Source organism: Stenotrophomonas sp. PE591 (assembly GCF_018320795.1).
Taxonomy (GTDB): Bacteria; Pseudomonadota; Gammaproteobacteria; order Xanthomonadales; family Xanthomonadaceae; genus Stenotrophomonas; species Stenotrophomonas maltophilia.
The window spans coordinates 232,276-258,710 of sequence record NZ_JAAOKO010000001.1 but is presented as its reverse complement, the minus strand read 5'-3'; the positions used below and the strand labels follow the sequence as shown (position 1 = coordinate 258,710).

The window sequence follows — 26,435 nt, the reverse complement described above, 5'->3', positions numbered from 1 at the left end:
CGCAGCGGGACGGCCGCCATCAGGCACTGCCGCGCCCGCCTGCCCGGAAAGCCCTCAGCCGGCCGTCACCCCTTGCCCCGTATACTTGTCCTTCCCGGGAACTGGCAACACCATGAGCGACCGTTTCGAACTCGTCTCGCCGTATTCGCCGGCGGGCGACCAGCCTGATGCCATCGCGAAGCTGACCAGCAACTTCGAGGCGGGCATCGCCAAGCAGACCCTGCTGGGCGTCACCGGCTCGGGCAAGACCTACACCATCGCCAACGTCATCCAGAACGTGCAGAAACCGACGCTGATCATGGCGCCGAACAAGACGCTGGCGGCGCAGCTGTATGGTGAGTTCAAGGCGTTCTTCCCGCACAACGCGGTCGAGTATTTCGTCAGCTACTACGACTACTACCAGCCGGAGGCCTACGTGCCTTCGTCGGACACCTTCATCGAGAAGGACAGTTCGATCAACGAGCACATCGAGCAGATGCGGCTGGCCGCGACCAAGACCCTGCTGTCGCGCCCGGATGCGATCGTGGTGGCCACGGTGTCGGCGATCTATGGCCTGGGTGCGCCGGAGGACTACCTGTCGCTGCGCCTGATCCTGTCCAAGGGTGAGCGCATCGACCAGCGCGACCTGATCAATCACCTGACCCAGCTGCAGTACACGCGCAATGAGTACGAGCTGCAGCGCGGCACGTTCCGCGTGCGTGGCGAAGTGATCGACGTGTTCCCGGCCGAGTCGGACAGCGAAGCGCTGCGCATCGAGCTGTTCGACGGCGAGGTCGAGAAGATCACCCTGTTCGACCCGCTCACCGGTGAGACGGTGCGCAACATGCAGCGTTTCACCGTCTACCCCAAGACCCACTACGCCACTACCCGCGAACGCGTGCTGGCCGCGGTGGAAACGATCAAGGTGGAGTTGAAGGAGCGGCTTGAGCAGCTGTACGCGGAAAACAAGCTGGTGGAGGCGCAGCGCCTGGCACAGCGCACCCAGTTCGACATCGAGATGATGGCCGAGGTCGGGTTCTGCAACGGTATCGAGAACTACTCGCGGCACCTGACCGGCAAGAACGCCGGCGAGCCGCCACCGACGCTGTTCGACTACCTGCCGCCGGACGCGCTGCTGGTCATCGACGAATCGCACGTGACCATTCCGCAGATCGGCGCCATGTTCAAGGGCGATCGCTCGCGCAAGGAGACCCTGGTCGAGTTCGGATTCCGCCTGCCGTCGGCACTGGACAACCGACCGCTGCGTTTCGAGGAATGGGAGGCGCGTTGCCCGCGCGCGATCTACGTGTCCGCCACGCCGGGCCCGTATGAGTACCGCGAGGCCGGCGACGAGATCACCGAGCTGGTGGTGCGCCCGACAGGCCTGATCGATCCGGTGGTGGAGATCCGCCCGGTGGGCACCCAGGTCGACGATCTGATGAGCGAGGCCAACGCGCGCATCAAGGCCGGTGACCGAGTGCTGGTCACCACGCTGACCAAGCGCATGGCCGAGAACCTCACCGAATACCTGACCGAACACGGTATCCGCGTGCGTTACCTGCACTCGGACGTGGATACGGTCGAGCGCGTGGAGATCATCCGCGACCTGCGCCTGGGCAAGTTCGATGTGCTGGTGGGCATCAACCTGCTGCGCGAAGGCCTGGACATGCCCGAGGTGTCGCTGGTGGCGATCCTCGACGCCGACAAGGAAGGCTTCCTGCGCTCCACCGGTTCGCTGATCCAGACCATCGGCCGCGCCGCCCGCAATGTGCGCGGCAAGGCGATCCTGTATGCGGACAAGGTGACCCGCTCGATGCAGGCAGCGATCGACGAGACCGACCGCCGCCGCGCCAAGCAGGTCGAGTACAACGAAGAACATGGCATCGTGCCGCGCTCGGTGGCGCGCCCGATCGTCGACGTCCTCGAAGGTGCGCGTTCGGATGCGGCGGAGAAGGAAGCCAAGAAGGGCAAGGGCAAGGGCAGGGCGGGTGTTGCCGAGGACGGAGCCGATTACCGTTCGCTCGGTCCGGCCCAGCTGGCGGCGCGTCTCAAGGCGCTCGAACAGCAGATGTACCAGCACGCCAAGGACCTGGAATTCGAGGATGCCGCACGGGTGCGTGACCAGATCCGGCAGCTGAAGGAAGCGAGTCTGGGCTGAACGCGGCGGTGCAGCATCTTCTTCACAAAAGTGTTGCGCTTCACGGCCGGCATCCGTAATATACGCGGCCTGCACCGACGCAATCGCGGACGTTCAGAAGCAAAAACGGGCGGTTAGCTCAGCGGTAGAGCACTACCTTGACATGGTAGGGGTCACAGGTTCGAACCCTGTACCGCCCACCACGAAGTCTCCGGAAGGGGGCTGTCGTGAACTGAAGAGCCCGGCCCTGGCGCCGGGTTTTTACGTAGCAAGGCCAGCTTTCGGGCGGCAGGAACAAGATGGGCGGTTAGCTCAGCGGTAGAGCACTACCTTGACATGGTAGGGGTCACAGGTTCGAACCCTGTACCGCCCACCACCTGGCTCCCGGCATTGCCGGTGCAGCGGTGGATCACGATGAAAGCCGGCCCTGGGCCGGCTTTTTCGTTTACGACGGTTGCCGGTGTCGAGCGTCAGCGCTGGGCAACCCATTCGTCGATGCTGATCATGCGCTGCAGCCGCCAGTGCCCGTCCACGCGTTCCCAGACCTGCGCGAAGCGCGCCGAGCCGGCTTGCCGCTTAGGGGCGTCGGCCTGTGGCGGCTGATTGCCCACGCGCAATACGCGATCCTGGCGTAGCCGGTACAACTGCAGGGTGGCCGGGGCCGCTTTCCGATCCGGCACCGACGATGTTTCTGCCTGCCCGGCGTCGGCCTGCAGGATCTGGCTGCGCAGGGAGGCATCCCCGGCGTCGGCATCGCGGCCGAACAGGCCAGCGCACAACAGCAGCAGGGCAAGCATCGGCATGGCACGGTGCTCCGGAGAAGGGAGTCCAGCGTGGCACTGCCCCCTGCGCTGTGAAACCGGTATGCGACGAAAGCCGGAAAAGCGCCCGCCAAGTCGCTGCGGGAAGGATGAATCCGGGCCAGGAAGTGCCGGGCCGCGCTTCAAGGCGGCCCGGCGTGGTGGGCCACTGCGGGGTGGCCCGGTCATGGCCGCGGCGCTGGCTCAGCTCCGCGGCGGGTGTGGCAGGTCAGCGATGCCGACCCCATGCACGGATCCGGTTACAACGGATCGCAGCACAGCAGCTGGCCGTGCTTGCCCGCGTTGCCGAACGGGCACTGCGGGTGTGGTTCGCAGCCCGGTGCATATCCGGTCTTGGGCGAGACGGCGAAGGCCTGGCTGGCGCCGAAGGCCATGGCCGCGACAACGACGATACCGGCGACGGACGAAAGCACTTTCTTTCCGATCATGTGTATCTCCTTGGTTGGCGTTGTGGAGTTGCAGTTGCCGAAGGCACGGGAGTGCCGGTTGTGGCGCGAATGCGGTAACAGGGGGCCGCGACGTGATGCGCGGCACGCGGGATCAGGGCAGCGCCGGCTTCGGTGCGAGCGACGCGACGGCAGCCTGCACGACCTGGGCGTCGAGCTGGCCGACATGCTTGTAGGCAACGCGGCCATCGGCAGCCAGCACCATCAGCATCGGCGTGACGGTGGCGCGATAGCGCGTGGACGCGGCGGCTTCGTTGTCGATGGCGATCGGGAAGCGCAGTGCATGTTTGCCGGCGTACTCCGCCAGCTGGTCGTATGGCGGCATGCCGACACCGACCAGTTCGCTGTTGCCGCGGGCCGCGGCGATCTGTTGCAGCTGCGGTACCGAGGCCAGGCAGTAGCGGCATGCGGTGGAGAAGAAATAGAGGATCTGCGGAACCTCGCGGGCACCGCCGATATCGACGAAGGTCTGCTGCGTGGTGCGCAGCGCCAGCGCATCCGGGCGACTACCCAGTTCGAGGCCATGTGCTGCAAGACGCATGTCCTGCAGCTGCGTGGCCATCTGCTCATTGATCTGCCGCAGCTGGCGGTTCTGCCATCCGAGCGCGATGACCAGCACGGACAGCAGCAGGGCGACAACGGGGAACAGGACGCGCTTGAGCATCGATCATCCTTGAACACAGCGTTGGGTCGAACATACCCGAACTGGCGCGCAGGTTGTTAAGCGGATGTTCCCGGCACATCCTCCGACGGAGCGCATGTACTAGAGTTGTGCCCGCGCAGGCATGCGTGCATGCCCTCCACCCATCCCCAGGATCTTTCAACGATGAGCGATCATGTGCCGGTTTCCAGGCCCAATCCGTTCTTTGAACTGCTGTTCGGCGGCAACATGCTGGAAGGTACGTTCAAGGCAGTGATCTGGGTCGCCCTGTTGTCCGCTGTGCTGGCCTGGACCACGTTCCGCTGAGCGGCTGCGCGGCACTGCCGCCGCGTTGCGGCTGGCCGGTGCTCAGGCGCTGAAGGCCTGGCGCAGGCTGCGCAGGGTGGCCTGCCGGTGCTCTTTCGCGCTGGCCTCGCCCATCTCCAGTTCCTGCAGGCGCAGCCCGACCAGGGTCATCGAAAGCGCGTATCCCCGGGCTGCGTCGGCAACGCGCGACTGGCCGAGCGCGCGACGTGCAAGCGCGCTTACGTGCTCAAGGTCGGGCATCAGGCCAAGGTAGACGCGTTCGGCGCTGTCCAGATCGGGGGCTCGCAGGATCGCGTGTGCTTCGGAGGTGGGGGAGACGGAGGCCATGGGGAGTCCTTGTCCGTAGCGGGTGCTCGTTCAGAACGAGCGCATCAGGGAAATGAAGGCCGATGACTGAGTGCCGCGTCGTGCCATCGGGCTGTCCTTTACTGCATCGCCGAACCACTGGTTGGCGACCACGCCGGTCGCGCGCCACTTCGTGCCCAGCGGCGTGCTGACCGCGATCTGCAGGCTCGGTGATGTCGCGCTGCCCGGGTTGTAGGCGGCAAGTCCCGAGCGCAGCGCTTCCTCATCGCTGATGCCGTAGTAGTAATCCAGCAAGCGTGCGCTGGAGTGGACCACGCCGACCTTGGGCACCCAGGTGAAGCGACCAGCCTGGATCGGATAGCTGTAGTGCAGGCGCGACTCCATGCCACTTCCGTGCCCGGTGACCTCGCGCATCACGCTGGCCTCGACGATGCCCCAGTCGGCGCTGTATTCACCATTGATGCCGGCCATGGCGGACATCTGCCGGCTGTGCAGGCGGCGCAGCTGAGGATCGTTCACGTCGTCGGTCTTGAAGCGCAGCGTGTAGGGCGTGACCGCCGCCGACAGGCGCAGGCCCTCGCGCTTGTACAGGTACATGCCCAGCGAGCCCGGGCTGGCGAAGAAGCGCTGGCCCTGCCAGGCAATGGACGGGACCACCAGTGGCTTGACGTCGTAGTGCGCATACGCGCCCGAGGTCGCGCCAGCACTGATGCCGGCCTGTACGCCCGGGTTGCTGTCGGCGGCCTGCGCGAACACCGGCAGGCCAAAGGCAGCGGAGAACAGCAGCGGGCGCAGCAGGGTCGAGGGCAGTGGCGGCATCGGTCAACGACGTTGCGGAGGATGGCTGCGCATGATGGGGGAGCAACATTGTCAGAACATTGCGTCGGCGCATCCGCCAGGCCGAAGCGGAAAAAGTGGGCGCCAGGCACTATGATCGGCACCGTTTCCGGTAGCCGAGCCCCCGATGCGCATCCTCCTGGTCGAAGACGATCCTGACCTGTCCCGTGCCCTGCAATCGGGGCTGGAGCGGCAGGGCGTGGTCGCCGATGTGGTTGGTTGCCTGGCCGAAGCGGCCATCGCGCTGCGCGAACCGGTGCACCAGTTGATGCTGCTCGACCGCCAGTTGCCTGATGGCGATGGCGCTGGCTTCGTTGCCGTTGCGCGGGCCCTGCGTCCGAACCTGGCGGTGATCATGCTGACGGCCAAGGGCACGCTGTCGGACAAGGTCGAGGGCCTGGATGTCGGCGCCGATGACTATCTGGTCAAGCCGGTGGCGATCGAGGAACTGATGGCGCGCATCCGTGCGGTGTCGCGACGGCCCTCGGCAATGGTGACACCACGCTTGCGACTGGGCCGGCTGGAGTTCGATTTCGAATCGCTGCAGGCGCAGGTCGATGGCCAGCTGCTGGCGCTACCCCGGCGCCAGGTGCTGGTGCTGCAGGCGCTGGCGATGCGGCAGGGGCGTACCGTCACCCGCAGTGCACTGGAGGCGGCGGTGTACGGCTTCGATGACGAGATCCAGTCCAATGCACTGGACGCGCATATCTCCAAGCTGCGCAAGGCGCTGCAACAGGCCGGGGCCGGCGTGGAGATCCATGTGATCCGCGGCGTCGGCTACCTGCTGGCGGAGGCCTGAGATGGCACGCCCGATCCGTTCCATCACCCTGGGCCTGGCCTGGCGCCTGTTCCTTGCGCAGGCGTTCACCGTGCTGTTCGCGGTGGTCGCGCTGATCCTGACCTGGGGTGACAAGGACTCCTGGGGCATGGACATGTTCACGGCCGAGGCGGTGGCCAAAGCCGTGCACAGCGAAGGCGGCCGGCTGGAACTGGACCAGGCGCGCTGGGACAAGCTCAATGCCGGGGCCGGCGGCAACCTCTGGTTCGCGGCGGTTGATGACAGGGGCACGTGGCTGGAGCGCGGCACGATTCCTGCGGTCCACGCGCCATTGCTGGCACGCTTGCCGACAGTGGGCGCCACCGAACTGGGTTCACTGGTGCCACCCTATCTGGACGTGGCGCGGGTGATGATCCGCAACGAGGATGGACGCCGCATCACGGTGATGGTCGGTGGTGCTCCAAAGGGCGGGTTGCTGGATGGCGCGCTGATGGTGCTGCGCCTGATCGGCCTGTGGTTCTTCCTGCCGTTGATCGTGGTCACGCTGCTGGTGATGCCGACGGTGATCCATCGCGCGATGCGCGGCGTGCGCCGCTCCGCGCAGCAGGCCAAGGAACTGGACATCGGCCAGCCGGGCGCGCGCCTGGATGCGCAGCTGGTGTCCACCGAGGTCGCACCACTGGTGGAAGCGTTCAACGATGCGATCGACAAGGTGCAGCAGGGCTATGCAGCGCGCGACAAGTTCCTCGCCGATGCCGCGCATGAGCTGCGCGTACCGATCGCGGTGGTGCTGGCGCGCCTGTCGCAGCTGCCGCAGGGTGAACTGAAATCGCAGTTGCTGACCGACGTCGCCCGCCTCGGCAACGTGGCTGAGCACCTGCTCGACCTGCAGCGTCTCGATCGCAATGTCGGCGCGCTGCAGCGGCTGGACCTGGCGTTGCTGGTGCGCGAGGCGGCCGCCGATCTGGCGCCGCTGGTGGTCGGCGCCGGTTATGGCTTCGAGGTGGATGCGCCGGAGTCGCCCGTGTGGATCCATGGCGACAGCCTGGCGCTGGGGCGGGTGATCGCCAACCTGGTGCACAACGCCATCGTCCATGGCGGCGGGCGCGGCACGATCTGCGTGCGCCTCTATGCACGCGGCCTGCTGGAGGTCAGCGACCAGGGCGCCGGCATTCCGGTCGGCGACCGCGAAGCGATCTTCGAGCCCTTCCACCGCCTGCGTGCAGCCGGCAGCGGCAGTGGCCTGGGCCTGCACCTGGTGAAGGAAATCGTGCAGCACCACGGTGGCTCGGTCAGCGTTGGCGAAGCGGCTGGCGGCGGCGCCAGCTTCAGAGTCAATTTCCACCGCGGTACCGTACGGCGCTGACAGGCGCACGGGGAAAGGCCCGATAGGCAGCCTGCGGCCTCCAGCGGCAGGCTGGGGAAATGGTTCCCGATCGATCCGCTCCGGCCCTGTTTGGCTTTGGCTGCGCTGCAGGCCTGGTGCTGGGGGCGCTGGCCTGCGTGCAGATGCCGATGTTGCTGCCGCTGTGGCTGAGTGTGCCGATGTCTATCGCCGGCGTCGGCGGCTGGCTGTTGCCCTGGCGCGGCCGTGCCTGGGCCGCGGCCCTGCTAGGCCTGGCCTGGGCAACGGTGCACGGGCACTGGGTCCTGCATGGCCAGCTGCCACCCGGCGCCCCACCGCAGGATGTGCAGGTGCGGGGCCGGGTTGCCGACCTTCCCCAGCAGGGGCCCGGCTACACGCGTTTCGTGCTGCATGTCGAAGATGCCGGCGCGCTGCCATCGCTGCGTGGCAAGCGCCTGCAGGTGACCTGGAACGATCCGTGGCGCGGATCGCCGGCGCACGAGGCGGAGGGCGGGCGCCATGCGGTTCGCGCAGGATCGCATTGGCAGTTGTCGCTGCGCGTGCGCGCGCCACGCTCGCGGATCAATCCCGGCGGCTTCGATGGCGAGCGCCACGCCGTGCTGCGGGGCATCTCCGGCAATGCCTCGGTGCGTGATCCGGCCGGTGCGCGGGAGTGGCTGCCGGCGCAGGGCCTGCAGGCCTGGCGGGAACGCAGCAGTGCAGCGATCGCCGTGCAGGTGGCACATCCTGCCGCGCGGTTCGTGCAGGCGCTGGCACTGGGCGATACCCGTGGCCTGTCCGATGCCGACTGGGAACACCTGCGCGCGCTGGGCCTGACCCATCTGGTCGCCATCTCCGGTTTCCACGTGGGCGTGGTGGCTGGCTTCGGTGTACTGCTGTGCCGCTTGTGGTGGTGGCTGTGCCCGTTGCTGGGACGGTACTGGCCACGGCCGCAGGCCGCCGCATGGGGAGCGGCGCTGGCCGCAGCCACCTATGCCGTGGCGGCGGGTGGTGCGCTGCCGACGGTGCGCGCAGCGCTGATGATCGGGCTGGTCGCACTGGCCAGGGCCGGGCGTCGCCCGGTGGGCGCAGGGCAGGGGCTGGCGTTGGCCGCGATGGTGATGCTGTTGCCTGCGCCGCTGTCGGTGCTCTCGGCTGGATTCTGGCTGAGCTTCGGTGGCGTGCTGTGGCTGCTCTGGTGCCTGCCGAGGACGGGGCCGGAGGGAATCGGTGGCGGGCTGCGCGGGTTCCTTGCCGCGCAGGGTGTTGCCAGCCTTGGGCTGCTGCCGCTGTGCATCGCCTTGTTCGGCGGGACCGCGCGGCTGGGGCCGCTGGTCAACCTGCCGATCATCCCGTGGTGGACAATGCTGGTTGTTCCGCTGTCGCTGCTCGGTACCGGCCTGCACGTGCTGCATGACGGCGCGGGGCGTTGGGCCTGGCGTGCCGCGGCCTGGCTGTTCGAGCTCAGCTGGGGGGCCCTGCAGCCGTTGGCGCTGCATCCGCAGGCGATGTGGTGGCTGGCCGAGGCGCCGCGCTGGGCGCTACCCGTGGCCTTGCTGGGCGTGTTCTGGTGGCTGCTGCCGCGCGGCGCCGGCGGTGGCCTGGCGGGCCTGCTGCTGTGCCTGCCGCTGCTGTGGCCGGCCCGGCATGCACCGGCCGCGGGGGAGCTGGAGCTGCTGGTGCACGATGTCGGCCAGGGCACGGCGGTGCTGGTGCGCACGGCGCGGCACGCGCTCTGGTACGACGTGGGGCCGCCGACTGGAGGCGAGGGCAACGAACGCATCCTGGTCCCCGCCCTGCGCGCGCTCGGCCAGGGGCCGCCCCGGCAGGTGATGCTCAGCCATGACCACCTGGATCACACCGGCAGCCTGCCCAGCCTGCGACGGCAGTTGCCCGGGCTGCAGCTGCTGGCGCCACCGGGCAGCACCATCGGCGGCGCCACGCCCTGCCAGCAGGGGATGCGCTGGGAGTGGGACGGGGTTGATTTCCAGGTCCTGCACCCGGCGCCGGGCAGCCGGCAAGCCGAAAACGAGGACAGCTGCGTGCTGCGCATCGCCAGCCGTCACGGCGTGGTCCTGCTGCCGGGTGACATCGGTCGACCGGCCGAGGGGGCGCTGCTGCAGGCGTACCCGCACGCGCTGAGGGCGGACGTGGTACTGGTGCCGCACCATGGCAGCGGCGGCAGCTCCAGTGCGCCGTGGGTTGCGGCGGTGGCGCCGCGGCTGGCGGTGGTCTCGGCCGGGCACCGGAACCGCTTCGGCCACCCGCGCCAGGAGGTGGTCCAGCGCTGGCAGGCGCAAGGCACGGAGGTGCTGGCCACGGCCGACTCCGGGGCGATCCGCGTATGGCTTGGCGCACAAGGCCTGCAGCTGCGTGAACAGCGCATCCATGCATCCCGGTGGTGGGATGCCGCTGGGCGGGCGCGGTCGGCTGCTATCCTATCGCCGATCGAACAAGCGGCCGTTGGGCCGGAGGGTTGAAACGTGTGGGAACTGGTCAAGGCCGGTGGCTGGCCGATGGTGCCGCTGCTGCTGTTGGGCGTACTGGCTTTGGCGATCATCCTGGAGCGTTTCTGGTCCCTTCGGCGGACTGAAGTGCTGCCGCCCGGCCTCGGCCAGGAAGTGCGCAACTGGGCCGCTCGCGGCAAGCTCGACCCGGCCCACCTGCAGACCCTGCGGGCGAACTCGCCGCTGGGCGCGCTGCTGGCTGCCGCACTGGAAGCCCGCAACCGCCCGCGCGACCAGATCCGCGAGCGCATCGAAGACACCGGCCGCCACCTGGTGCACCGCATGGAGCGATTCCTGAACGCACTGGGCACCATTGCCTCGGCCGGCCCGCTGCTGGGCCTGCTCGGCACGGTGATCGGCATGATCCAGATGTTCCTGGGCATCCTCGACCACGGCGTGGGCGACGTGAACCAGCTGGCCGGCGGCATCGGCAAGGCGCTGGTGTGCACCGCCACCGGCATGATCGTGGCGATTCCGGCGCTGATGTTCCATCGCTACTTCAAGGGCCGCATCCACGGCTACGTGGTGGAGATGGAGCAGGAAGCCAGCGCCCTGCTGGATACGCTCGACGGCCGCCCCGGGGTGATGAACCCGGCCCCGGCCGCGCGCCAGTCCGGCGCCGCCACGGCGAAGGCCTGATCGATGCGTATCGGCAACGACCGATCCCAGGATGAGCCGCATATCGACCTGGTGCCGCTGATCGACGTCATCCTGGTGCTGATCATCTTCTTCGTGGTCACCACCACCTTCGACGCGCGTTCGACGCTGCAGGTGCAGTTGCCGACCGCCAGCCAGCAGCAGACCAACGAGCCGCCGCGCTCGCTCAGCGTGCTGATCAACGCCGAAGGCCGTTACTTCATCAACGACCAGGAAGTGCTGCGCAGCGACGTAGAGTCGGTCAAGCAGACCATCGCCGCCGTGGCCGGCAGCGATCGCGAGCAGACCGTGCTGCTGCGTGCCGACGCACGCACTCCCTACCAGGCCGTGGTGACCGCGCAGGACGCGCTGGGTCAGCTCGGCTTCCGCCGTATTGCCATTGCAACAGCACCCGAGGTGCGTCCATGAGTTCCAATCACGCGCCGGTATGGCCGATCTACAAACGTCTGCTGGGGTACACCCGCGCCTATTGGGTGTTCATGGTGGCCGCGGTCATCGCCATGGTGGTCGAAGCCCTGGCGGGCTACCACTTCACCAAATTGATGGAGCCGCTGGTCAACCGCGGTTTCGTCAACCCGGAACCGCGCATGGCGGTGATCCTGCCGCTGACCATCCTGGGCCTGTTCCTGATGCGCAGCGTCGCCACCTGGGTGAGCGACTACGCGCTGGCCAAGACCGGCCGCAGCGTGGTGCGCGACCTGCGTGAGCAGGTGCTTGCCAAGTACCTGCACCTGCCGTCCTCGCACTTCGATACCGAAGCGACGCCGGTGATGGTCAGCCGCCTGAACTTCGACACCGAACAGGTCACCCAGGCCAGTGCCGACGCACTCAAGACCGTGGTGGCCGACACCCTGACCATCATCGCCATGCTGGCGGTAATGCTGCAGATGAGCGTGAAGGTCACCGTGGCCATGCTGGTGGTGGTGCCGCTGATCGGCGTGATCGTGTCCTACGTGGGCAAGCGCTACCGCCGCATCAGCCGCGGTATCCAGGACGGCATGGGCTCGATGGCGCAGACCGCCGAACAGTCGCTGGCGGCGCAGCAGGAAGTGAAGGTGCATGGCACCCAGCAGCATGAAATCTCGCGCTACTCGCGCCTGGCCAACCGCATGCTGTCGCTGAACATGAAGGTGGAAGTCACCCGTGCGGCGGCGTCCAGCGTGGTGCAGTTCCTGGCAGCACTGGCGCTGGCGGTGATCGTCTGGGTATCGACGCGCGAAGCGCTGGCCGGCCGCCTCAACGCCGGCCAGTTCATGGGCCTGATGACCTCGATGATGGCCATCATTCCTTCGCTGCGCCGCCTGACCAGCGTGCAGACCTCGATCTCGCGCGGCGTGGCCGCCGCAGAGCGCCTGTTCGGCATCCTTGACATGCAGGTCGAGCGTGACGAGGGCCGCAACAACGTGCAGCGCGTGCGCGGCGAGCTGGCCTTCGACCACGTCATGCTGCGCTACCGCGAGGACAGCGGCATTGCCCTGGACGACATCAGTTTCGTGGCGAAGCCGGGTACGGTCACCGCCATCGTGGGTCGTTCCGGCAGTGGCAAGACCAGCCTGATCCGGCTGGTGCCGCGCTTCTATGAGCCCAGCGGTGGTGTGATCACCCTCGATGGCGTCGCGCTGGATGACTATCCGTTGGCCGACCTGCGTCGGCAGGTGGCGATGGTCGGGCAGAAGGTCATGCTGTTCGATGACACCATCGCGGCCAACATCGCCTATGGCATGGAAGCGAGCGAGGAACAGATCCGTGCGGCGGCCGAAGCGGCCAATGCGTGGGAGTTCATCGCGCGCATGCCGCAGCAGCTGCAGACCCCGGTCGGCGAGAACGGCGCGCTGCTGTCCGGTGGCCAGCGCCAGCGACTGGCGATCGCCCGCGCGATCCTGCGTGACGCCCCGATCCTGATCCTCGACGAAGCCACTGCCGCGCTGGACAACGAATCCGAGCGACTGGTGCAGGATGCACTGCAGCGCCTGATGCCCGAACGGACCACGCTGGTCATCGCGCACCGCCTGTCGACCATCGAGCATGCCGATCTGGTGCTGGTGATGGACCACGGCCGCATCGTCGAACGGGGCACCCACAAGGAGCTGCTTGCCATGGGTGGCCTGTACCAGCATCTGCACAGCATGCAGTTCCGCGAAAGGCAGGACTGATGGCTGGCAAGGGTACCCAGACCCCGCCGTACTGGTACGACGGCGGCCCGGTTCCGTGGGCGATGCGCCTGCTGGCACCACTGTATGCCGGCGTCACCGCGCTGCGCCGCCGCGCCTACCGGCGTGGATGGCGCAAGCGTTACACGCTGCCGGTGCCGGTCATCGTGGTTGGCAACATCACCGCCGGCGGCACCGGCAAGACGCCGCTGACCATCGCCCTGGTCGAGCGCCTGCGTGCGGCCGGCTGGAAGCCGGGCGTCGCCAGCCGTGGCTATGGCCGTGAAGACGCTGACAAGCCGCTGTGGGTGCAGGCCGACACGCCGACCGCCAAGGGCGGTGACGAACCGGTGCTGATCGCCTGGAAGACCGGCGTGCCGGTGCGCGTGGATGCTGACCGCGTGGCCGCAGGCAGGGCACTGATCCAGGCCGGCTGCGATGTGATCGTCTGCGATGACGGCCTGCAGCATTACCGGCTGGCGCGCGACATCGAGATCGAAGTGGTCGATGCCCAGCGGCGCTACGGCAACGGCCGGATGATTCCCGCCGGACCGCTGCGCGAGCCGGTCAGCCGTGCCGGCGAATGCGATTTCCGCGTGGTCAACCTGGGCCAGGCCGATGAGGAAAGCGCGGCACAGGCCTGCGGTTTCGGCCAGTGGCCGATGGCCCTGCACATCGACAGTGCGCAGCCGCTGGCCGGTGGCCGCGCGCGCCCGTTGTCGTACTTCAAGGGCCAGCGTGTTCATGCGGTGGCCGGCATCGCCCATCCGCAGCGCTTCTTCGACATGCTGCGCGCGCGTGGCATCGGCGTGGTGCCGCACGCCTTTGCCGACCACCAGGCCTACCAGCCGCAGGACCTGTCGTTCGGCAGCCAGCTGCCGGTGCTGATGACCGAGAAGGATGCGGTGAAATGCCGCGCGTTCGGCAACGATTGGCATTACGCGGTGCCGTTGCGTGCCGAGCTGCCTGCCGCGTTCTGGGTGGCGCTGACCGACCGCCTGGACAAGCTGCGACCGAACTGAGCGGCGTGGCGGCGCTTGCATTCACGCGCCCCCGGCCGCATCCCCGTTGTAACGAGCCTGCCGAGTATCGCCCCATGACCGAATTCGTCGTCGCCATTCCGGCCCGCTATGCCGCCTCGCGGCTGCCGGGCAAGCCGCTGCGCCTGCTGGGTGGTGAGCCGCTGGTGCTGCGCGTGGCGCGCCGCGCGCTGCAGGCCGGCGCTGGCGAGGTCTGGGTCGCTACCGACGATCAACGCATCGCCGACGCGCTGTCCGGGCTGGCCGAGGTGAAGGTGGCCATGACCGCCACCTCGCATGCCTCCGGTACCGACCGCTTGGCCGAGTGCGCGCGCATCGCCGGCTGGGCCGACGACACCGTAGTGGTCAACCTGCAGGGTGATGAACCGTTCGCGCCGGCTGCGGGAATCCGTGCGGTGGCCCAGGCGCTGGTTGAAGGCAATGCGCCGATGTCGACCCTGGCGACCGCTGTGGAGGATGCAGAAACCCTGTTCGATCCGAACGTGGTCAAGCTGGTGCGCAACGTGCGCAACGAGGCGATGTACTTCAGCCGCGCGCCGATTGCCTGGCACCGCGATGGCTTCGCGCGCAGCCGCGAGGTGCTGCCGGAAGGGCATGCCTGGCTGCGCCACATCGGCATCTACGGCTACCGCGCCGGTTTCCTGCAGCAGTTCGCGGCGATGCCCCCGGGCCGGCTGGAGCAGGTCGAATCGCTGGAGCAGCTGCGCGTGCTCGAGGCCGGCTACCCGATCAGCGTGGCGATCTCGCCTGAACCATTCCCGGCGGGCATCGACACGCCCGAGGACCTGGAGCGCGCCGAAGCACTGCTGCAGACGCTGGCTGCCCGATGAAGCTGCTGGTCGTCTGCCTCGGCAACATCTGCCGTTCGCCGATGGCCGAAGGCGCGCTCCGCGCACGCCTGGACGCTTCGCCACTGGCGGGGCGCGTGCAGGTGGATTCGGCCGGCACCGGTGACTGGCATGTGGGCGAGCCGCCGGACCGGCGTGCGATCGCCTGCGCGGCCGGGCACGGCGTGGACATCGGCGGCCTGCGTGCGCGCCAGCTGCACGCCGCTGATTTCGACCGCTTCGACTGGATCCTGTGCGCCGACGAGGCGAACCTGCGGGACGCGGGACGCTTGGTGGCACCCGCCCAGCGTGAGCGGCTGGCGCTGTACCTGCCCTGGTCGGGCGGGGAGGGGCAGGCGGCCATCCCGGATCCCTACACCGGCGGCAGTGATCACTTCGAACAGGTCTGGACGCTGGTCGACAATGCTGCAAAACGTGCAGTGGCACGACTGTTGCATGACGCCGACTCCGGCATAATCGGGCCATGAACGTCCAGCCCGTCCCGGACCTGCCCGAGTTCGCCACCTGGCTCAATGCCGCCCCCTGTACCCTGACCGAACTGCGCGGTCGGCCGGTGGCGCTGTTGTTCGTCAACGCCGCTTCTGCCTGGAGCGCGCAGCGCCTGGCCGAGTTCAGTCAATGGCTGTCGCGTCACCCTGGCATGCTGCAGCCGCTGGTCCTGCAGGTACCCCGCTTCGATTTCGAGCGTGACGCCGGCGCCGCACTCAAACTGCTGCGCCGCCAGGGGCTGTCAATGCCGGTCCTGCTCGATGCCGACTGGGATGGCTGGCGTCGCTTCGGCATCACATCGTGGCCGACCGTGGTGCTGCTGGACGCGCAGGGCCGCGAGCAGCAACGGCTGGTCGGGCTGGGGGCTCCGGGAGAGCTTGAGCGTGCGTTGAATGCGCTGTGCCACGGCGCGCCGTCGGCACCGCCGCGCGGCGGTACCGAGCTGCATCCGGAGCCGCGGCAGGCCCTGCGTTTTCCGCTGGGCCTGGCGGTCAGTACCGAACGCCTGTACATCGCCGACAGTGGCCATCACCGCATCCTCGAATGCAGCCACGGCGGCCGCATCCTGCGCCAGTTCGGGCTGGGGACGGCCGATTTCATGGACGGCAACCTCGCCGAAGCGGCGTTCCATCGCCCGCAGGCGCTGGTGCTTGAGCGCGACGCACTGTACGTGGCCGACACCGGCAACCATGCCGTGCGCCGCATCAACCTGCTGACCGGCATCGTCGACACGCTGTGCGGCAATGGCCGCCCCGGTGCGCCGGTGGAGGGCCCGGTAGCACAGGCGCGGCAGGTCTCGCTGGACCACCCGGTCGGCCTCGCCATCGCCGATAACCAGCTGCACATCGCCATGGCCGGCGACAACCGCATCTGGAGCTACCACCTGGGTCAGCGCCGCCTGCAATGGCGTGCCGGCAGCGGTGCCATCGACGAGCGTGACGGCAGCGGCCATCTGGCCGCGTTTGCTCAACCGACTGCACTGGCCGTGGTGCAGCAGGTGCTGTACGTGGCCGATGCGCTGGGCTCCTCGATCCGTGCACTGCAGCTGCGCGGGGATCTGGTGCAGACGCTGGTCGGGCAGGGCCCCTGGCGTTTCGGTGACGAAGATGGCCCGCGCGCGCAGGCCAGCCTGCAGTTCCCACAGGCGATCGCGCTGAGTCCGGATGCGCCGCTGCTGTGGATTGCCGATACCGGCAATGGTCGCCTGCGCACGCTGCGGCTGGGCGGTGGCGAACTGACCACCCAGCCGCTGCCGCGCCGCCTGCACGGCCCGGCCGGGTTGGCCGTGGGTGCCGGTGCGGTGTGGATCGCCGAGACCGATGCCCACGCCGTGCTGCGATTCGATCCCGACAGCGGCGTGCTCAGCGAAGTGCCGATCAGCGAATGACCGACGTTCCCGCCCCGGCCTTCGACGGCAAGGCCTTCGCGGCCCAGCTCAGTACCGCCCCCGGTGTGTACCGCATGTACGCGGCCGACGACACCCTGCTGTATGTCGGCAAGGCGCGTGCGCTGCGTAACCGAGTCGGCAGCTATTTCAACGGCAGCCCGAAGAATGCGCGGATCATGTCGATGATCTCGCAGATCGTGCGCATGGACGTGACGGTGACGCGCTCGGAAGCCGAGGCGCTGCTGCTGGAAAACCAGCTGATCAAGTCGCTGTCGCCGCGTTACAACGTCTCGCTGCGCGACGACAAGACCTACCCGCATGTGCTGCTGACCCGCGAGGACTGGCCGCGCATCGCGCTGCATCGCGGCCCGCGCGCCATTCCCGGCCGCTACTTCGGGCCGTATCCCGGCGTCACTGCGGTGCGCGAAACGCTGAACCTGATGCACAAGCTGTTCAAGCTGCGCAGCTGCGAGGACAGCGTGTTCCGCAACCGCTCGCGGCCGTGCCTGCAATACCAGATCGGGCGCTGCAGCGCGCCCTGCGTGGAGCTGGTGGCGCCTGCCGAGTACGCCGAATCGGTGCGTCGCGCTGCATTGTTCCTGGAAGGCAAGAGCGACGAACTGACCCGCGAGCTGGGCGAGCAGATGCAGGCCGCCAGCGAGGCACTGGAATTCGAGCAGGCCGCGCGCCTGCGTGACCTGATTTCCTCGCTGCGCAGCATGCAGACCCGCCAGTACGTGGATGGCCGTGCTGCCGACCTGGACGTGCTGGCGGTGGCCATGCAGGGCTCGCAGGCCTGCGTGCTGCTGCTGGCCTTCCGTGATGGCCGCAATCTCGGCACCCGCCCGTTCTTCCCGCGCACCAATGGCGAGGAGAGCCCGGAGGAAGTGCTGGCCGCGTTCGTCTCGCAGTACTACATCGAATTCGAGCCACCGCGCGAGATCCTGCTGGACCGCGAGATTCCCGACGCCGACCTGCTGGTCGCCGCGCTGTCGGCCTCGGCCGAGCGCAAGGTGCAGCTGAAGTGGAACGTGCGCGGCGAGCGTGCCGGGTACGTGGAGCTGGCCAGCCGCAACGCGCAGCTGACCCTGGCCACCGAACTCAACAGCCGCAACGCGCAGCACGCGCGCAGCGATGCACTGCGCGACATGCTGGGTCTTGCCGAGCCGGTCAAGCGTGTCGAATGTTTCGACATCAGCCACACCCTGGGCGAGGCCACCGTAGCCTCGTGCGTGGTGTTCGACGCCGCCGGTCCGGTGCGCGCGCAGTACCGCCGCTTCAACATCAGCGGCATCGAGCCGGGCGATGACTACGCCGCCATGCGCCAGGCCATCGATCGCCGCTTCCGCCGTGCGGTGGAAGAGCAGGGCGTGCTGCCGGACGTGCTGCTGATCGACGGTGGCGCCGGCCAGCTGGCGCAGGCCCAGGCCGCACTGGCCGACCTGGGCGTGGAAGGCGTGCTGCTGGTGGGCGTGGCCAAGGGCGTGGAGCGCCGCGCCGGCCACGAAGCGCTGGTGATGCCCGATGGCCGCGAGCTGCGCCCGGGCGCGGCCAACCCGGCGTTGCAGTTCATCCAGCAGGTGCGCGATGAGGCGCACCGCTTCGCCATCACCGGCCATCGTGGCCGCCGCCAGAAGGCGCGGATGACCAGCAAGCTGGAGGACATTCCCGGTATCGGGCCGCGCCGCCGCGCCAGCCTGCTCAAGCATTTCGGCGGCCTGGTGGGCCTGAAAGCCGCTGGCGAAGCTGAAATCGCCAAGGTGGAAGGCATCAATGACGCCCTCGCGGCACGTATCTACGCTAACCTGCACGGGTTGGCCACGCCTGATGCGGCCGAGTAGAGAGAGAAGCACGCAAGCATGAAGTTGACCCTGCCCACCTGGCTGACGTTGTTGCGGATCGTGATGATCCCGGTGCTGGTGCTGGTGTTCTACCTGCCCTACACCTGGACCAACTTCGCTTCGGCGGCGATCTTCGGCCTGGCCGCGATCACCGACTGGCTCGATGGCTGGATCGCACGCCGTTACCAGCTGGAGTCGGCCTTCGGCGCCTTCCTCGACCCGGTCGCGGACAAGCTGATGGTGGCAGTGGCACTGTTCCTGATCGTGCAGGGCCATCCGACGCCGTGGATGGCGTTCTGGGCGGCGGTCATCGTCGGCCGCGAGATCGCGGTGTCGGCGCTGCGCGAATGGATGGCCGAGCTGGGCCAGCGCGCGAAGGTGCGCGTGGCGATGATCGGCAAGGTCAAGACCACCGCGCAGATGGTCGCGCTGCTGTGCCTGCTGTACTCGGTGGCCCCGAACGTGCCGGTGGAAGACATCTGGATGGGCTGGCCGGTGTTCCATATCGGCGACTGGACCCTGGCCATTGCCGCGGTGCTGACCCTGTGGTCGGGCCTGCAGTACCTGCACGCCGCCTGGCCGAGCCTGCGCGATGACGAGCGCGCTGCGCGCGAGCGTGCGCGGCAGAAGAAGCTGGGTAACTGAGCCCGGGGTCGGATCCCTTTCCGCAGGAAAGGGCTCTGCCCCCACGGTTGCTGCCATCCACGCATGGCGTGGATCTATTGGAAATGCCGCATCCACGGAGGGGGCGGATCCATCAGTTTGCGGAGACGCTGTAGTAGATCCACGCCATGCGTGGATAGGCAGTGCAAGACGCCTCGCAGACCCTGAAAAAAGCGCTTGACGCCATCCTTGGAATAGGTAGAATTTCGCCTCCCAAGCGGGAATAGCTCAGTTGGTAGAGCGCAACCTTGCCAAGGTTGAGGTCGCGAGTTCGAGTCTCGTTTCCCGCTCCAGATTCAAGAGAAACGCTCCCGCAAGGGAGCGTTTTTCGTTTGCGTGTTCCACGCTTCATCCTCACTTCACCGCCACTCCTTCGCCTCACCACGCGGCAGTTCGAAGCTGCATCTCCGCTCCCCACGGCGATGTCGCAATGTCCCAAACTCCTTCCGCCTACGACCACGACGTGGTCATCGTCGGCGCCAGCTTCGCCGGTGCCGCCTGCGCACTGGCTGCCGCCCAGTACGGTCTGCGCGTCTGCGTGCTTGAACGCAAGGCCGACCCCGGCGAGCGCCTGCACACCACCGGCATCGTGGTGAAAGAAGCGATGGAGCAGACCTGGTTGGGGCGCATGCCCGAGCATCTGGTGCAGCGCGTCGCCAACGTGCGCCTGTATGCGCCGAACCTGCGCAACGTGTTGCTGGCCGCGCCGGGCTATTACTTCCTCACCACCGATACGCCGAACGTGATGCGTTGGCTGGCCAGCGAACTGCGCGCGAACGGTGTCGACCTGCGCCTGCAGCAGTCCTTCACCGACGCTCGTCGCTGTGGTGACGGCTGGCAGGTGGAAGGGGCAGGGCGCTGCGCCTATCTGGTCGGCGCCGACGGCGCACGCTCACGCGTGGCCCAGCGCACCGGCCTTGGCCAGGTGCGCGACACCCTCTACGGCGTCGAGCGCGAGTTCGCCGGCCTGCAGGTGCCGCAGGGCGACGCGCTGCATTGCTTCGTCAGCAAGCACTACGCACCGGGCTACATCGGCTGGGTCGCGCAGAATCCGACCGGGCTGCAGGTGGGATTGGCGCTGCGTCATGACCCGCAACAGGTGCGGCCGCCGGATATCGATGGCTTCCTCGACCACGTGCGCGATGTGGTCGGCATTCCGCCTTCGGCGCGTCCCTCGGCCATCCGCGCCGGCTTGGTCCCGTGCGGCCGGCCGGATGGGCCGTTCACCGGCCAACGCGTGATCCTGACCGGCGACGCGGCAGGCATCATCTCGCCGCTGTCCGCCGGGGGCATCCACTCCTCGTGGCGGCACGGCTGGGCGGTCGGCGAGGCGATTGCCCGCCATCTGCGTGGGCAAGGGCCGGAAGCGGAACGGGTGGCGCGGTGGGTGGCGCCGGCATTCCATGGCAAGCGCCTGCTGCGCTGGGCGATGGACCATCTGCAGGCCGACTGGCCGCTCAATGCACTGCTGCATACGGCGGCCACGCGGCGCATCGCCGAGCAGGTCTACTTCCACCGCCGTGGCCTGCGGACCTGAGGTGTCAGTCCTGGGGGCCTGAACGCCTCCCCACAATGCAGGCGAAAATTCCTGTTGACGCCGTGCAGCAATATCGACACAATAGCGCTCCTTCGACGCAGGTCGAACGAAATCTGCGGGAATAGCTCAGTTGGTAGAGCGCAACCTTGCCAAGGTTGAGGTCGCGAGTTCGAGTCTCGTTTCCCGCTCCAGATTCAAGAAAAACGCTCCCGCAAGGGGGCGTTTTTCGTTTGTCATGACGTTGGCGGCACGGGGCGCTACATTCGCGCCATGGCATCGTCATGGCGGGCGTGATATCGACGGCCTGGCGGGACGATTCCAGCGTCAGTGTCGCAATCGGAATGGCGGGGCGTATCGGTCGTGGGGATGACCGCAGGCGCGGGGCTCGGGGAAGTTGGCAAGAAGACGCAATGGCCCGGATGTCGCACCAGCGTTCCGTGCGTCGCATGCAGTGAAAGGCTGGCGAAAGGCCAACGCCATCGTTGCCTGAACCGCACGCGTGCTGTGACCTTTTTCGGACCATTTCTCCATGTTCGCTCCACAATCGCACGGTAGCCTTCATGCTCCTTCTACACGTTGGCGGGCTGGTGGTCAGGCGTATCACTTCAGTGGCAGTGCCCAGGACAGGGCGCGGACTCTCCCTGCAGGCAGTGCTGCGCCCCGGTGCGTTGTTGGCAACCCTGGCCCTGGCCGGCTGCATGTCGGTGCCCGTCCCGGACCTGCCTGATCGCACACCCAGCGCCTGGACCCAGGTACCGCAGGGCCAGGGCGTGGCGGTGGACGCCAGGCAGTGGTGGAAGGTGCTGTCCGACCCGGCGCTGGACGGCCTGGTCGACCAGGCCATCGCAGGCAATGTCGACCTGCAGCAGGCCACGTTGCGCCTGCAGGCCGTTCGGATCGTCGCTGGCACGTCCGACTCGCGTTTCCTGCCGGAAATCTCCGCCAGCGCCAAGCAGGTGCAGGACGCCGCCGCTGTCGATACCTACTTCCATGCCGGCATTGAAGCGATCTGGGACCTGGGCCTGTTCGGCGCCGCCGAGAGCGCGCAGTTGAGCGCGCAGGCCTCGGCCGGCAATGCCGAGGCGCTGCGCAATGCCGCGCAGGTCGCGGTGATCGCCGACGTGGTGCGTAGCTATCTTGACCTCACCGTGGCACAGGCCCAGCAGGACCTGCTGGCCCGGCAGCAGACTGTGGACGACCGCGGTGAACAACTGGCCCTGGTCCGCCAGCGCCTGCGCCTGGATGAACCCGGCGAGCTGGACCGCCTGCGTGCGCGCCAGGCGACGACCCGCGCAGCCACGGCGCAGGCCCGCGAAAATGCTGACAACGCGGCCCGCGCGCTGGCATTGCTGCTGGGCCGCGAGCGTCCGGATCCGGCCTGGCACGCCTACCGCACCCCGCCGACGCTGGGTGCGTTCACGCTGCAGCAGGTCCCGGCTGACCTGCTGCGACATCGACCGCAGATCCTGCTGGCCGAATCGGAAGTGATGCAGGCCGCCGCCAGCAAGGGCGCGGCGCGCGCTGCGATGTATCCGCGGATCAGCCTGGGTGGCTCGATCCTGTACGCCTACAACCTCACCCAGAACGCCCGTTCCAATTCCGACTCCAGCCCGTCGATCGGCCCGTACATCGATATTCCGCTGTGGGACTGGGGGCAGCGCCGAGCGCGCTTCCATGCCGATGAGAAGCAACTGGATGCCGCCTTGCTGGGCTACCGCAAGGCGGTGCTGGAAGGCGTGAGCGAGGTGGAGGGCGCGTTGGGCAGCCTGGCGCGCCAGGACAGCAGCATCCAGTCGCTGCGTGCGGCCAATGATGTTGCCAGCCAGCAGGTCAAGCGCCAGGCGCGGCAGGTGCAGCTGGGCCTGTCCAGCGAGTTCGAGGGTCTGGACACGCAGCGTGCCGCACTGGCCTCGCAGGCCGATCTCATCGGTGCACAGGGCGCACGCGTGCTGGCGTTCGCCTCGCTGTACCGCGCCCTCGGGGGCGCGCCGCTGCCGGCCGAGGCTGAGGGCGAACAGCAATGATCGCGCTGGCCCGCAAGACCCTGGCCTACGAGTGGCGCCGGTTCCTGCCGGTGGTGCTGGCGATGTGCTTCGCCGGCGTGCTGTTGATCGTGCAGGCCGCACTGGTGCTGGGCATCTTCGGCACCGCCGCGATCTACGTGAAGGCGTCCTCGGCCGATATCTGGGCCGGTTTCCCCGGCACCCAGAGCGTCAACTACGGGCATGCGATCAGCGCGGATGTCGAAAGCCACCTGCGCATGGACCCGGATGTCACCCGCGTCGAACCTTACGAATGGGTCGATGGTGAGTGGCGGTCCGGCGCGCAGGGCACCGGCAACGTGTCGGTGTACCTGTCCGGCATCTCCACCCAGGACGACGCAATGATGTTCGCGCGCATCCTGCCTGCCGACCTGCGCGCGCAGTTGCGCGAGCCGGGTGCGGTGATCGTCGACAGTGCCGATCTGGATACGCTCGGCGTGGACCTGCAGAACAACCGTGCCTGGATCAATGGCAAGGCCGTGCGCGTGGTTGCCGCGCAGCCGGGCCTGCGTGGCCTTGGTGGTGTCAACGTACTGGCTTCGCTGGATACCGCGCGCGCCATCGCCGGTACCGACCCACATGAGGGCAGTACCTACTTCGTGGCGGGCCTGCGCTCGCCGGACCTGGCCGACCGCGTGCGCGATCGCCTGGCCGCGTCAATGGGCCAGGCTACGCCGGTCGAGTTCTGGACCGCGCCGGAGTTCGCCAGCCGCTCGCAGCAGTACTGGCTGTTCGACACCGGTGCCGGCATCGCGGTGTTGTTCATGGCCGTCATCGTCTGCTTCGTCGGCGCGGTGATCACCAACCAGTCGTTCGCGTCGGTGGTGGCTGGCTCAGTGCGCGAGTACGCCACGCTCAATGCACTCGGTGCAGGCCGCTATGCGCTGGCACGGGTGGTGTTCGAGCAGGCGTTGCTGATCGGTGGCGTGGGCATGTTGCTGGCGGCGGCCTTCAGCACCGTGGTGCTGTTGATCGCGCAGACCCAGCGCGTTCCGGTGCAGCTGACACCGATGGTGATCCTCGGCTGCGTCGCGCTGGTTGCGGTGATGGCCATGCTCTCCAGCATCATGGCGGTGCGCAGTGTCGTCCGCTCCGATCCATCGTTGCTGCTGCGTTGAGGACCGGCCGATGACTTCCACACGCGCCGTCGCCCCGACCCTGCGGGCCGATGCACTTGAAAAGGGCTTCATGTCCGGCGACGTGCAGGTGCCGGTGCTGCGCGGCCTGTCGCTGGACATCTATCCTGGCGAGCTGACCCTGGTATCGGGCCCGTCGGGTTGCGGGAAGAGCACGCTGTTGTCGCTGCTGTCCGGCCTGTCCGCGCCCGATGGTGGCCGCGTGCACGCACTTGGCCAGGATGTGGGGCACATGACCCGAAGCGAGGTGGAGCGCTTCCGCCTGCACCATGTCGGTTTCGTGTTCCAGGGCTTCAATCTGTTCCCGGCACTGACTGCGCTGGAGCAGGTGCAGCTGCCGCTGGGCTACCGCGGCATGCGCAATCGCGAAAGCGAACCGCTGGCGCGCAAGGCGCTGGAAGAAGTGGGCCTCAGCCACCGCAGCCACATGCGCCCGGCGCAGCTGTCCGGCGGCGAGAAGCAGCGTGTGGCCGTTGCCCGCGCCTTCGCCAAGTCGCCGACGCTGATCTTCGCAGACGAACCCACCAGCGCGCTGGACGCCGAGAACGGCCAGCGCGTGATCGACATCCTGCATCGCTACGCACGTGCGCATGGCGCCACCGTGCTGTGCGTGAGCCACGATCCGCGCCTGATCCGGCATGCCGATCGGGTGATCGCCATGGAAGACGGCATGGTCCGTGATGACCGCCGCCAGAACGAAACTGTAGAGTCCGCCCCATGACCAAGACGTCGCACCTGCTTCCCCTCAGCCTGGCCCTGTCCGCGGCACTGCTGCTCGGCGCCTGTTCCAGGGACGCGCCTGCGCCTGCACAGTCGCCTTCGGGCAAGGCCGGTGCAACCGCCGTCGGCAAGGTCGCGGTGGCGCGCGGCATCATCGACGTCGAGGGTGGCCTGATCGCGCTGGCACCGCCGGTGGATGGCTCGATCACCGCCGCACCGGTGAAGGAAGGCGCCACGGTGAAGAAGGGGCAGCTGCTGCTGTCGCTGGATGGTGCCTTGCTGCAGCAGGAGGTGGCGATGGCCAGCGCCGATCTCGCCTTGGCCAATGACCGCCTGAAGGGCAGTCAGGCGCAGCTGCGCGAACTGGAGCGCAACGCTACTCGCCTGTCCACGGGGGCCAGCGAAGGCGTGTCGTCCAATCAGCAGGCCGATGCGGCCAAGCAGCAGCTGGCGGGTGTGCGCGCCGATGTCGACGTGGCCAGTGCGCAGGTCGACCTGGCCCAGCACAAGCTGGAACACGCCAGGCTGAAACTGCAGCAGATGTCGCTGAGCGCGCCGGAAGCCGGCACCGTGGTCGGCCAGGTGCCTGGCCTCGGAGCTTTCGTGCAGGCGGGCAAGCCGGCGATCTCGCTGCTGCCGGCGCGCCCGCTACAGGTACGTGCCGAACTCAGCGCGGCCTACGCCGATGCCGTGCAGGTCGGCATGAAGGCTACCGTCGTGCCGGATAGCGATGGCGCCGAAAACACCAGGACACTGCCGTCTGCACGCGTGGTGCGCATCAGCCCGGTATTCGCGCAGGCACGCCTGCCTGAAGACGCAGGGCGTGGCGTGGCCAAGGTGGTGCAGTGTGTACTGGAGTTCGATGGCGAGGCCAAGGCGCGCTTCGGCCAGCATGTGCGGGTGGAATTCCGGAAGTAAGCCTAGTGCTGCGGCGGGGGCGCATCCGCGCGCCCTCGACGCCTGAGCACCCGCCATGCGCTCACCGCCGACACCATGCACAGTGCCAGCAGCAGTCCCACGTCCAGCAGCAACAACCACAGCAGATGCATGCCGTGTACAGGTGGCTGGTGCATGGCTGACAGCATCCACGGCACCGACCATGCCAGCAGCAGGGCGAAGGCGATCAGCAGGCGCAGCCACAGTCGCTTCAGTTTCCACGGTCGCACAATCAGGGCCGCCACGACCAGTTCAACCGTGCCCAGCAACGCGAACACGATGACGGTGCTGGTCGGGTAGGGCAGCTCGGCACCTTCCAGGCGATGCAGCAGCCAGTAGTCCGGGGTGAAGCCGGCATTGACCAGTGCGGCGATCAGCGCCAGCCAGGTCAACGCAACCAGCAACCAGAACAGGCGGACGTAGCGTCTAGGCATCGGCGGTGTCCGTGGCGGCAGGCAGACGCTTGCGTGATGCATACCACGCGGAAATAGCGATCGCGGCCAGTGCCAGCAGGCCGGGCCCGAGGGTGAAGTACAGCAGGCGCAGCGGATGGTTGTGCATCAGTGTCCAACTCGCGAACGCCAGGGGAATCGCCAGCACCAGCAGCTTGGCAAACAGTGGCCGCAGCACCGCGATCAGCGGCTGGGCGCCAATGAACATCCAGAACAGATGGAACTGGGCGATGCCCAGGCCGATGTCACGATGTGAAGCAAAGCCGAAATGGTCGCGATACCAGTTCATTCCCATCGGCATCAGCGCCCAGTACAGCAGGGCCACCAGCAGATGCAGCAGCAGGGCGATCAACAGAGGCGTGCCGCGAAGGAGCATGGGCGAACGGGGCCGGGCGGGGCAGCGTACCCCAGTGC

General features: G+C 67.8%; 26 protein-coding genes and 4 tRNA genes. 23 read left to right on the top strand and 7 right to left on the bottom strand.

Going from position 1 to position 26,435, the window contains the following annotated elements; all coding sequences use genetic code 11:
- Positions 1–112 precede the first annotated feature (112 nt).
- The 3 genes from uvrB (at position 113) to JLDANKMP_RS01405 (ending at position 2,492) form a co-directional block, all read left to right on the top strand.
- Complete coding sequence (gene uvrB, locus JLDANKMP_RS01415) at positions 113–2,137, top strand: excinuclease ABC subunit UvrB (RefSeq protein ID WP_059033897.1); 2,025 nt, start codon at positions 113–115, stop codon at positions 2,135–2,137.
- Between the two features lie 107 nt (positions 2,138–2,244).
- Positions 2,245–2,319 (top strand) — tRNA-Val (locus tag JLDANKMP_RS01410).
- A 98-nt stretch (positions 2,320–2,417) separates the two neighbouring features.
- Positions 2,418–2,492 (top strand) — tRNA-Val (locus JLDANKMP_RS01405).
- Positions 2,493–2,586: 94 nt separating this feature from the next.
- Here JLDANKMP_RS01405 and JLDANKMP_RS01400 read toward each other — a convergent pair.
- From JLDANKMP_RS01400 to JLDANKMP_RS01390, 3 genes are all read right to left on the bottom strand, one after another.
- Positions 2,587–2,919: a hypothetical protein gene (locus JLDANKMP_RS01400; RefSeq protein WP_212560359.1), complete on the bottom strand. Its 333-nt coding sequence runs from the start codon at positions 2,917–2,919 to the stop codon at positions 2,587–2,589.
- 257 nt (positions 2,920–3,176) lie between these two features.
- Entirely contained in the window at positions 3,177–3,365 is a 189-nt protein-coding gene (locus tag JLDANKMP_RS01395; RefSeq protein WP_005408865.1) for a hypothetical protein, read from the bottom strand.
- A gap of 112 nt (positions 3,366–3,477) precedes the next feature.
- Positions 3,478–4,047 carry a TlpA disulfide reductase family protein gene (locus JLDANKMP_RS01390; RefSeq protein ID WP_212560358.1) on the bottom strand — a complete coding sequence of 190 codons (570 nt, stop codon included), beginning with the start codon at positions 4,045–4,047 and terminating at the stop codon, positions 3,478–3,480.
- Positions 4,048–4,209: 162 nt separating this feature from the next.
- Between JLDANKMP_RS01390 and JLDANKMP_RS01385 the strand changes: the two genes are divergently transcribed.
- Positions 4,210–4,350: a hypothetical protein gene (locus JLDANKMP_RS01385; protein WP_005408867.1), complete on the top strand. Its 141-nt coding sequence runs from the start codon at positions 4,210–4,212 to the stop codon at positions 4,348–4,350.
- 42 nt (positions 4,351–4,392) lie between these two features.
- Here the strand turns inward: JLDANKMP_RS01385 and JLDANKMP_RS01380 are convergent, their stop codons facing one another.
- Positions 4,393–4,677, bottom strand: a complete 285-nt coding sequence (locus JLDANKMP_RS01380) for a hypothetical protein (protein WP_005408868.1) — start codon at positions 4,675–4,677, stop codon at positions 4,393–4,395.
- 30 nt (positions 4,678–4,707) lie between these two features.
- Positions 4,708–5,475 carry a MipA/OmpV family protein gene (locus tag JLDANKMP_RS01375; RefSeq protein WP_212560357.1) on the bottom strand — a complete coding sequence of 256 codons (768 nt, stop codon included), beginning with the start codon at positions 5,473–5,475 and terminating at the stop codon, positions 4,708–4,710.
- Positions 5,476–5,620: 145 nt separating this feature from the next.
- Here JLDANKMP_RS01375 and JLDANKMP_RS01370 point away from each other — a divergent pair, with 145 nt between their 5' ends.
- The 19 genes from JLDANKMP_RS01370 (at position 5,621) to JLDANKMP_RS01280 (ending at position 25,551) form a co-directional block, all read left to right on the top strand.
- Positions 5,621–6,292: a response regulator transcription factor gene (locus JLDANKMP_RS01370; protein ID WP_005408870.1), complete on the top strand. Its 672-nt coding sequence runs from the start codon at positions 5,621–5,623 to the stop codon at positions 6,290–6,292.
- Between the two features lies 1 nt (position 6,293).
- Positions 6,294–7,637, top strand: a complete 1,344-nt coding sequence (locus JLDANKMP_RS01365) for a HAMP domain-containing sensor histidine kinase (protein WP_212560356.1) — start codon at positions 6,294–6,296, stop codon at positions 7,635–7,637.
- Positions 7,638–7,696: 59 nt separating this feature from the next.
- The gene (locus JLDANKMP_RS01360) at positions 7,697–10,096 is read left to right on the top strand and encodes a DNA internalization-related competence protein ComEC/Rec2 (RefSeq protein ID WP_212560355.1); all 2,400 of its coding nucleotides are present in this window, start codon (positions 7,697–7,699) and stop codon (positions 10,094–10,096) included.
- A 3-nt stretch (positions 10,097–10,099) separates the two neighbouring features.
- Positions 10,100–10,762: a MotA/TolQ/ExbB proton channel family protein gene (locus JLDANKMP_RS01355; protein WP_005412819.1), complete on the top strand. Its 663-nt coding sequence runs from the start codon at positions 10,100–10,102 to the stop codon at positions 10,760–10,762.
- A gap of 3 nt (positions 10,763–10,765) precedes the next feature.
- Positions 10,766–11,188 (top strand): biopolymer transporter ExbD, encoded by a 423-nt coding sequence (locus tag JLDANKMP_RS01350; protein ID WP_004152323.1) that lies wholly within the window; start codon positions 10,766–10,768, stop codon positions 11,186–11,188.
- A complete protein-coding gene (msbA, locus tag JLDANKMP_RS01345; protein ID WP_212560354.1) occupies positions 11,185–12,933 on the top strand; it encodes a lipid A export permease/ATP-binding protein MsbA in 1,749 nt (582 codons plus the stop codon). The genes JLDANKMP_RS01350 and msbA overlap by 4 nt, the downstream gene beginning before the upstream one ends.
- A complete protein-coding gene (gene lpxK / locus JLDANKMP_RS01340; RefSeq protein ID WP_212560353.1) occupies positions 12,933–13,952 on the top strand; it encodes a tetraacyldisaccharide 4'-kinase in 1,020 nt (339 codons plus the stop codon). The genes msbA and lpxK overlap by 1 nt, the downstream gene beginning before the upstream one ends.
- Positions 13,953–14,026: 74 nt before the next feature.
- Positions 14,027–14,800 carry a 3-deoxy-manno-octulosonate cytidylyltransferase gene (kdsB, locus tag JLDANKMP_RS01335; protein ID WP_212560352.1) on the top strand — a complete coding sequence of 258 codons (774 nt, stop codon included), beginning with the start codon at positions 14,027–14,029 and terminating at the stop codon, positions 14,798–14,800.
- Positions 14,797–15,285: a low molecular weight protein-tyrosine-phosphatase gene (locus JLDANKMP_RS01330; RefSeq protein ID WP_005408877.1), complete on the top strand. Its 489-nt coding sequence runs from the start codon at positions 14,797–14,799 to the stop codon at positions 15,283–15,285. The genes kdsB and JLDANKMP_RS01330 overlap by 4 nt, the downstream gene beginning before the upstream one ends.
- Positions 15,282–16,694: a hypothetical protein gene (locus JLDANKMP_RS01325; RefSeq protein WP_212560351.1), complete on the top strand. Its 1,413-nt coding sequence runs from the start codon at positions 15,282–15,284 to the stop codon at positions 16,692–16,694. The genes JLDANKMP_RS01330 and JLDANKMP_RS01325 overlap by 4 nt, the downstream gene beginning before the upstream one ends.
- On the top strand, positions 16,691–18,535 hold the full coding sequence (gene uvrC, locus JLDANKMP_RS01320) for an excinuclease ABC subunit UvrC (protein WP_099552679.1): 1,845 nt from the start codon (positions 16,691–16,693) through the stop codon (positions 18,533–18,535). Before JLDANKMP_RS01325 ends, uvrC begins: the two co-directional genes overlap by 4 nt.
- An 18-nt stretch (positions 18,536–18,553) precedes the next feature.
- A complete protein-coding gene (gene pgsA, locus JLDANKMP_RS01315) occupies positions 18,554–19,180 on the top strand; it encodes a CDP-diacylglycerol--glycerol-3-phosphate 3-phosphatidyltransferase (protein WP_012510614.1) in 627 nt (208 codons plus the stop codon).
- A 235-nt stretch (positions 19,181–19,415) separates the two neighbouring features.
- Positions 19,416–19,491 (top strand) — tRNA-Gly (locus JLDANKMP_RS01310).
- Positions 19,492–19,628: 137 nt separating this feature from the next.
- Complete coding sequence (locus JLDANKMP_RS01305; protein ID WP_212560350.1) at positions 19,629–20,735, top strand: NAD(P)/FAD-dependent oxidoreductase; 1,107 nt, start codon at positions 19,629–19,631, stop codon at positions 20,733–20,735.
- Between the two features lie 115 nt (positions 20,736–20,850).
- Positions 20,851–20,926 (top strand) — tRNA-Gly (locus tag JLDANKMP_RS01300).
- 369 nt (positions 20,927–21,295) lie between these two features.
- Positions 21,296–22,759 carry an efflux transporter outer membrane subunit gene (locus JLDANKMP_RS01295; protein WP_212560349.1) on the top strand — a complete coding sequence of 488 codons (1,464 nt, stop codon included), beginning with the start codon at positions 21,296–21,298 and terminating at the stop codon, positions 22,757–22,759.
- Positions 22,756–23,895, top strand: coding sequence for an ABC transporter permease (locus JLDANKMP_RS01290; protein WP_005412828.1), 1,140 nt, complete (start codon positions 22,756–22,758; stop codon positions 23,893–23,895). The genes JLDANKMP_RS01295 and JLDANKMP_RS01290 overlap by 4 nt, the downstream gene beginning before the upstream one ends.
- A 10-nt stretch (positions 23,896–23,905) precedes the next feature.
- Positions 23,906–24,634, top strand: coding sequence for an ABC transporter ATP-binding protein (locus JLDANKMP_RS01285; RefSeq protein ID WP_012479691.1), 729 nt, complete (start codon positions 23,906–23,908; stop codon positions 24,632–24,634).
- Positions 24,631–25,551, top strand: a complete 921-nt coding sequence (locus JLDANKMP_RS01280; protein ID WP_212560348.1) for an HlyD family efflux transporter periplasmic adaptor subunit — start codon at positions 24,631–24,633, stop codon at positions 25,549–25,551. The genes JLDANKMP_RS01285 and JLDANKMP_RS01280 overlap by 4 nt, the downstream gene beginning before the upstream one ends.
- Before the next feature lie 2 nt (positions 25,552–25,553).
- On the opposite strand, the gene JLDANKMP_RS01275 is transcribed toward JLDANKMP_RS01280, so the two are convergent.
- Entirely contained in the window at positions 25,554–26,003 is a 450-nt protein-coding gene (locus JLDANKMP_RS01275; protein ID WP_212560347.1) for a hypothetical protein, read from the bottom strand.
- Entirely contained in the window at positions 25,996–26,397 is a 402-nt protein-coding gene (locus JLDANKMP_RS01270) for a hypothetical protein (protein ID WP_212560346.1), read from the bottom strand. The genes JLDANKMP_RS01275 and JLDANKMP_RS01270 overlap by 8 nt, the downstream gene beginning before the upstream one ends.
- Positions 26,398–26,435: the final 38 nt, after the last annotated feature.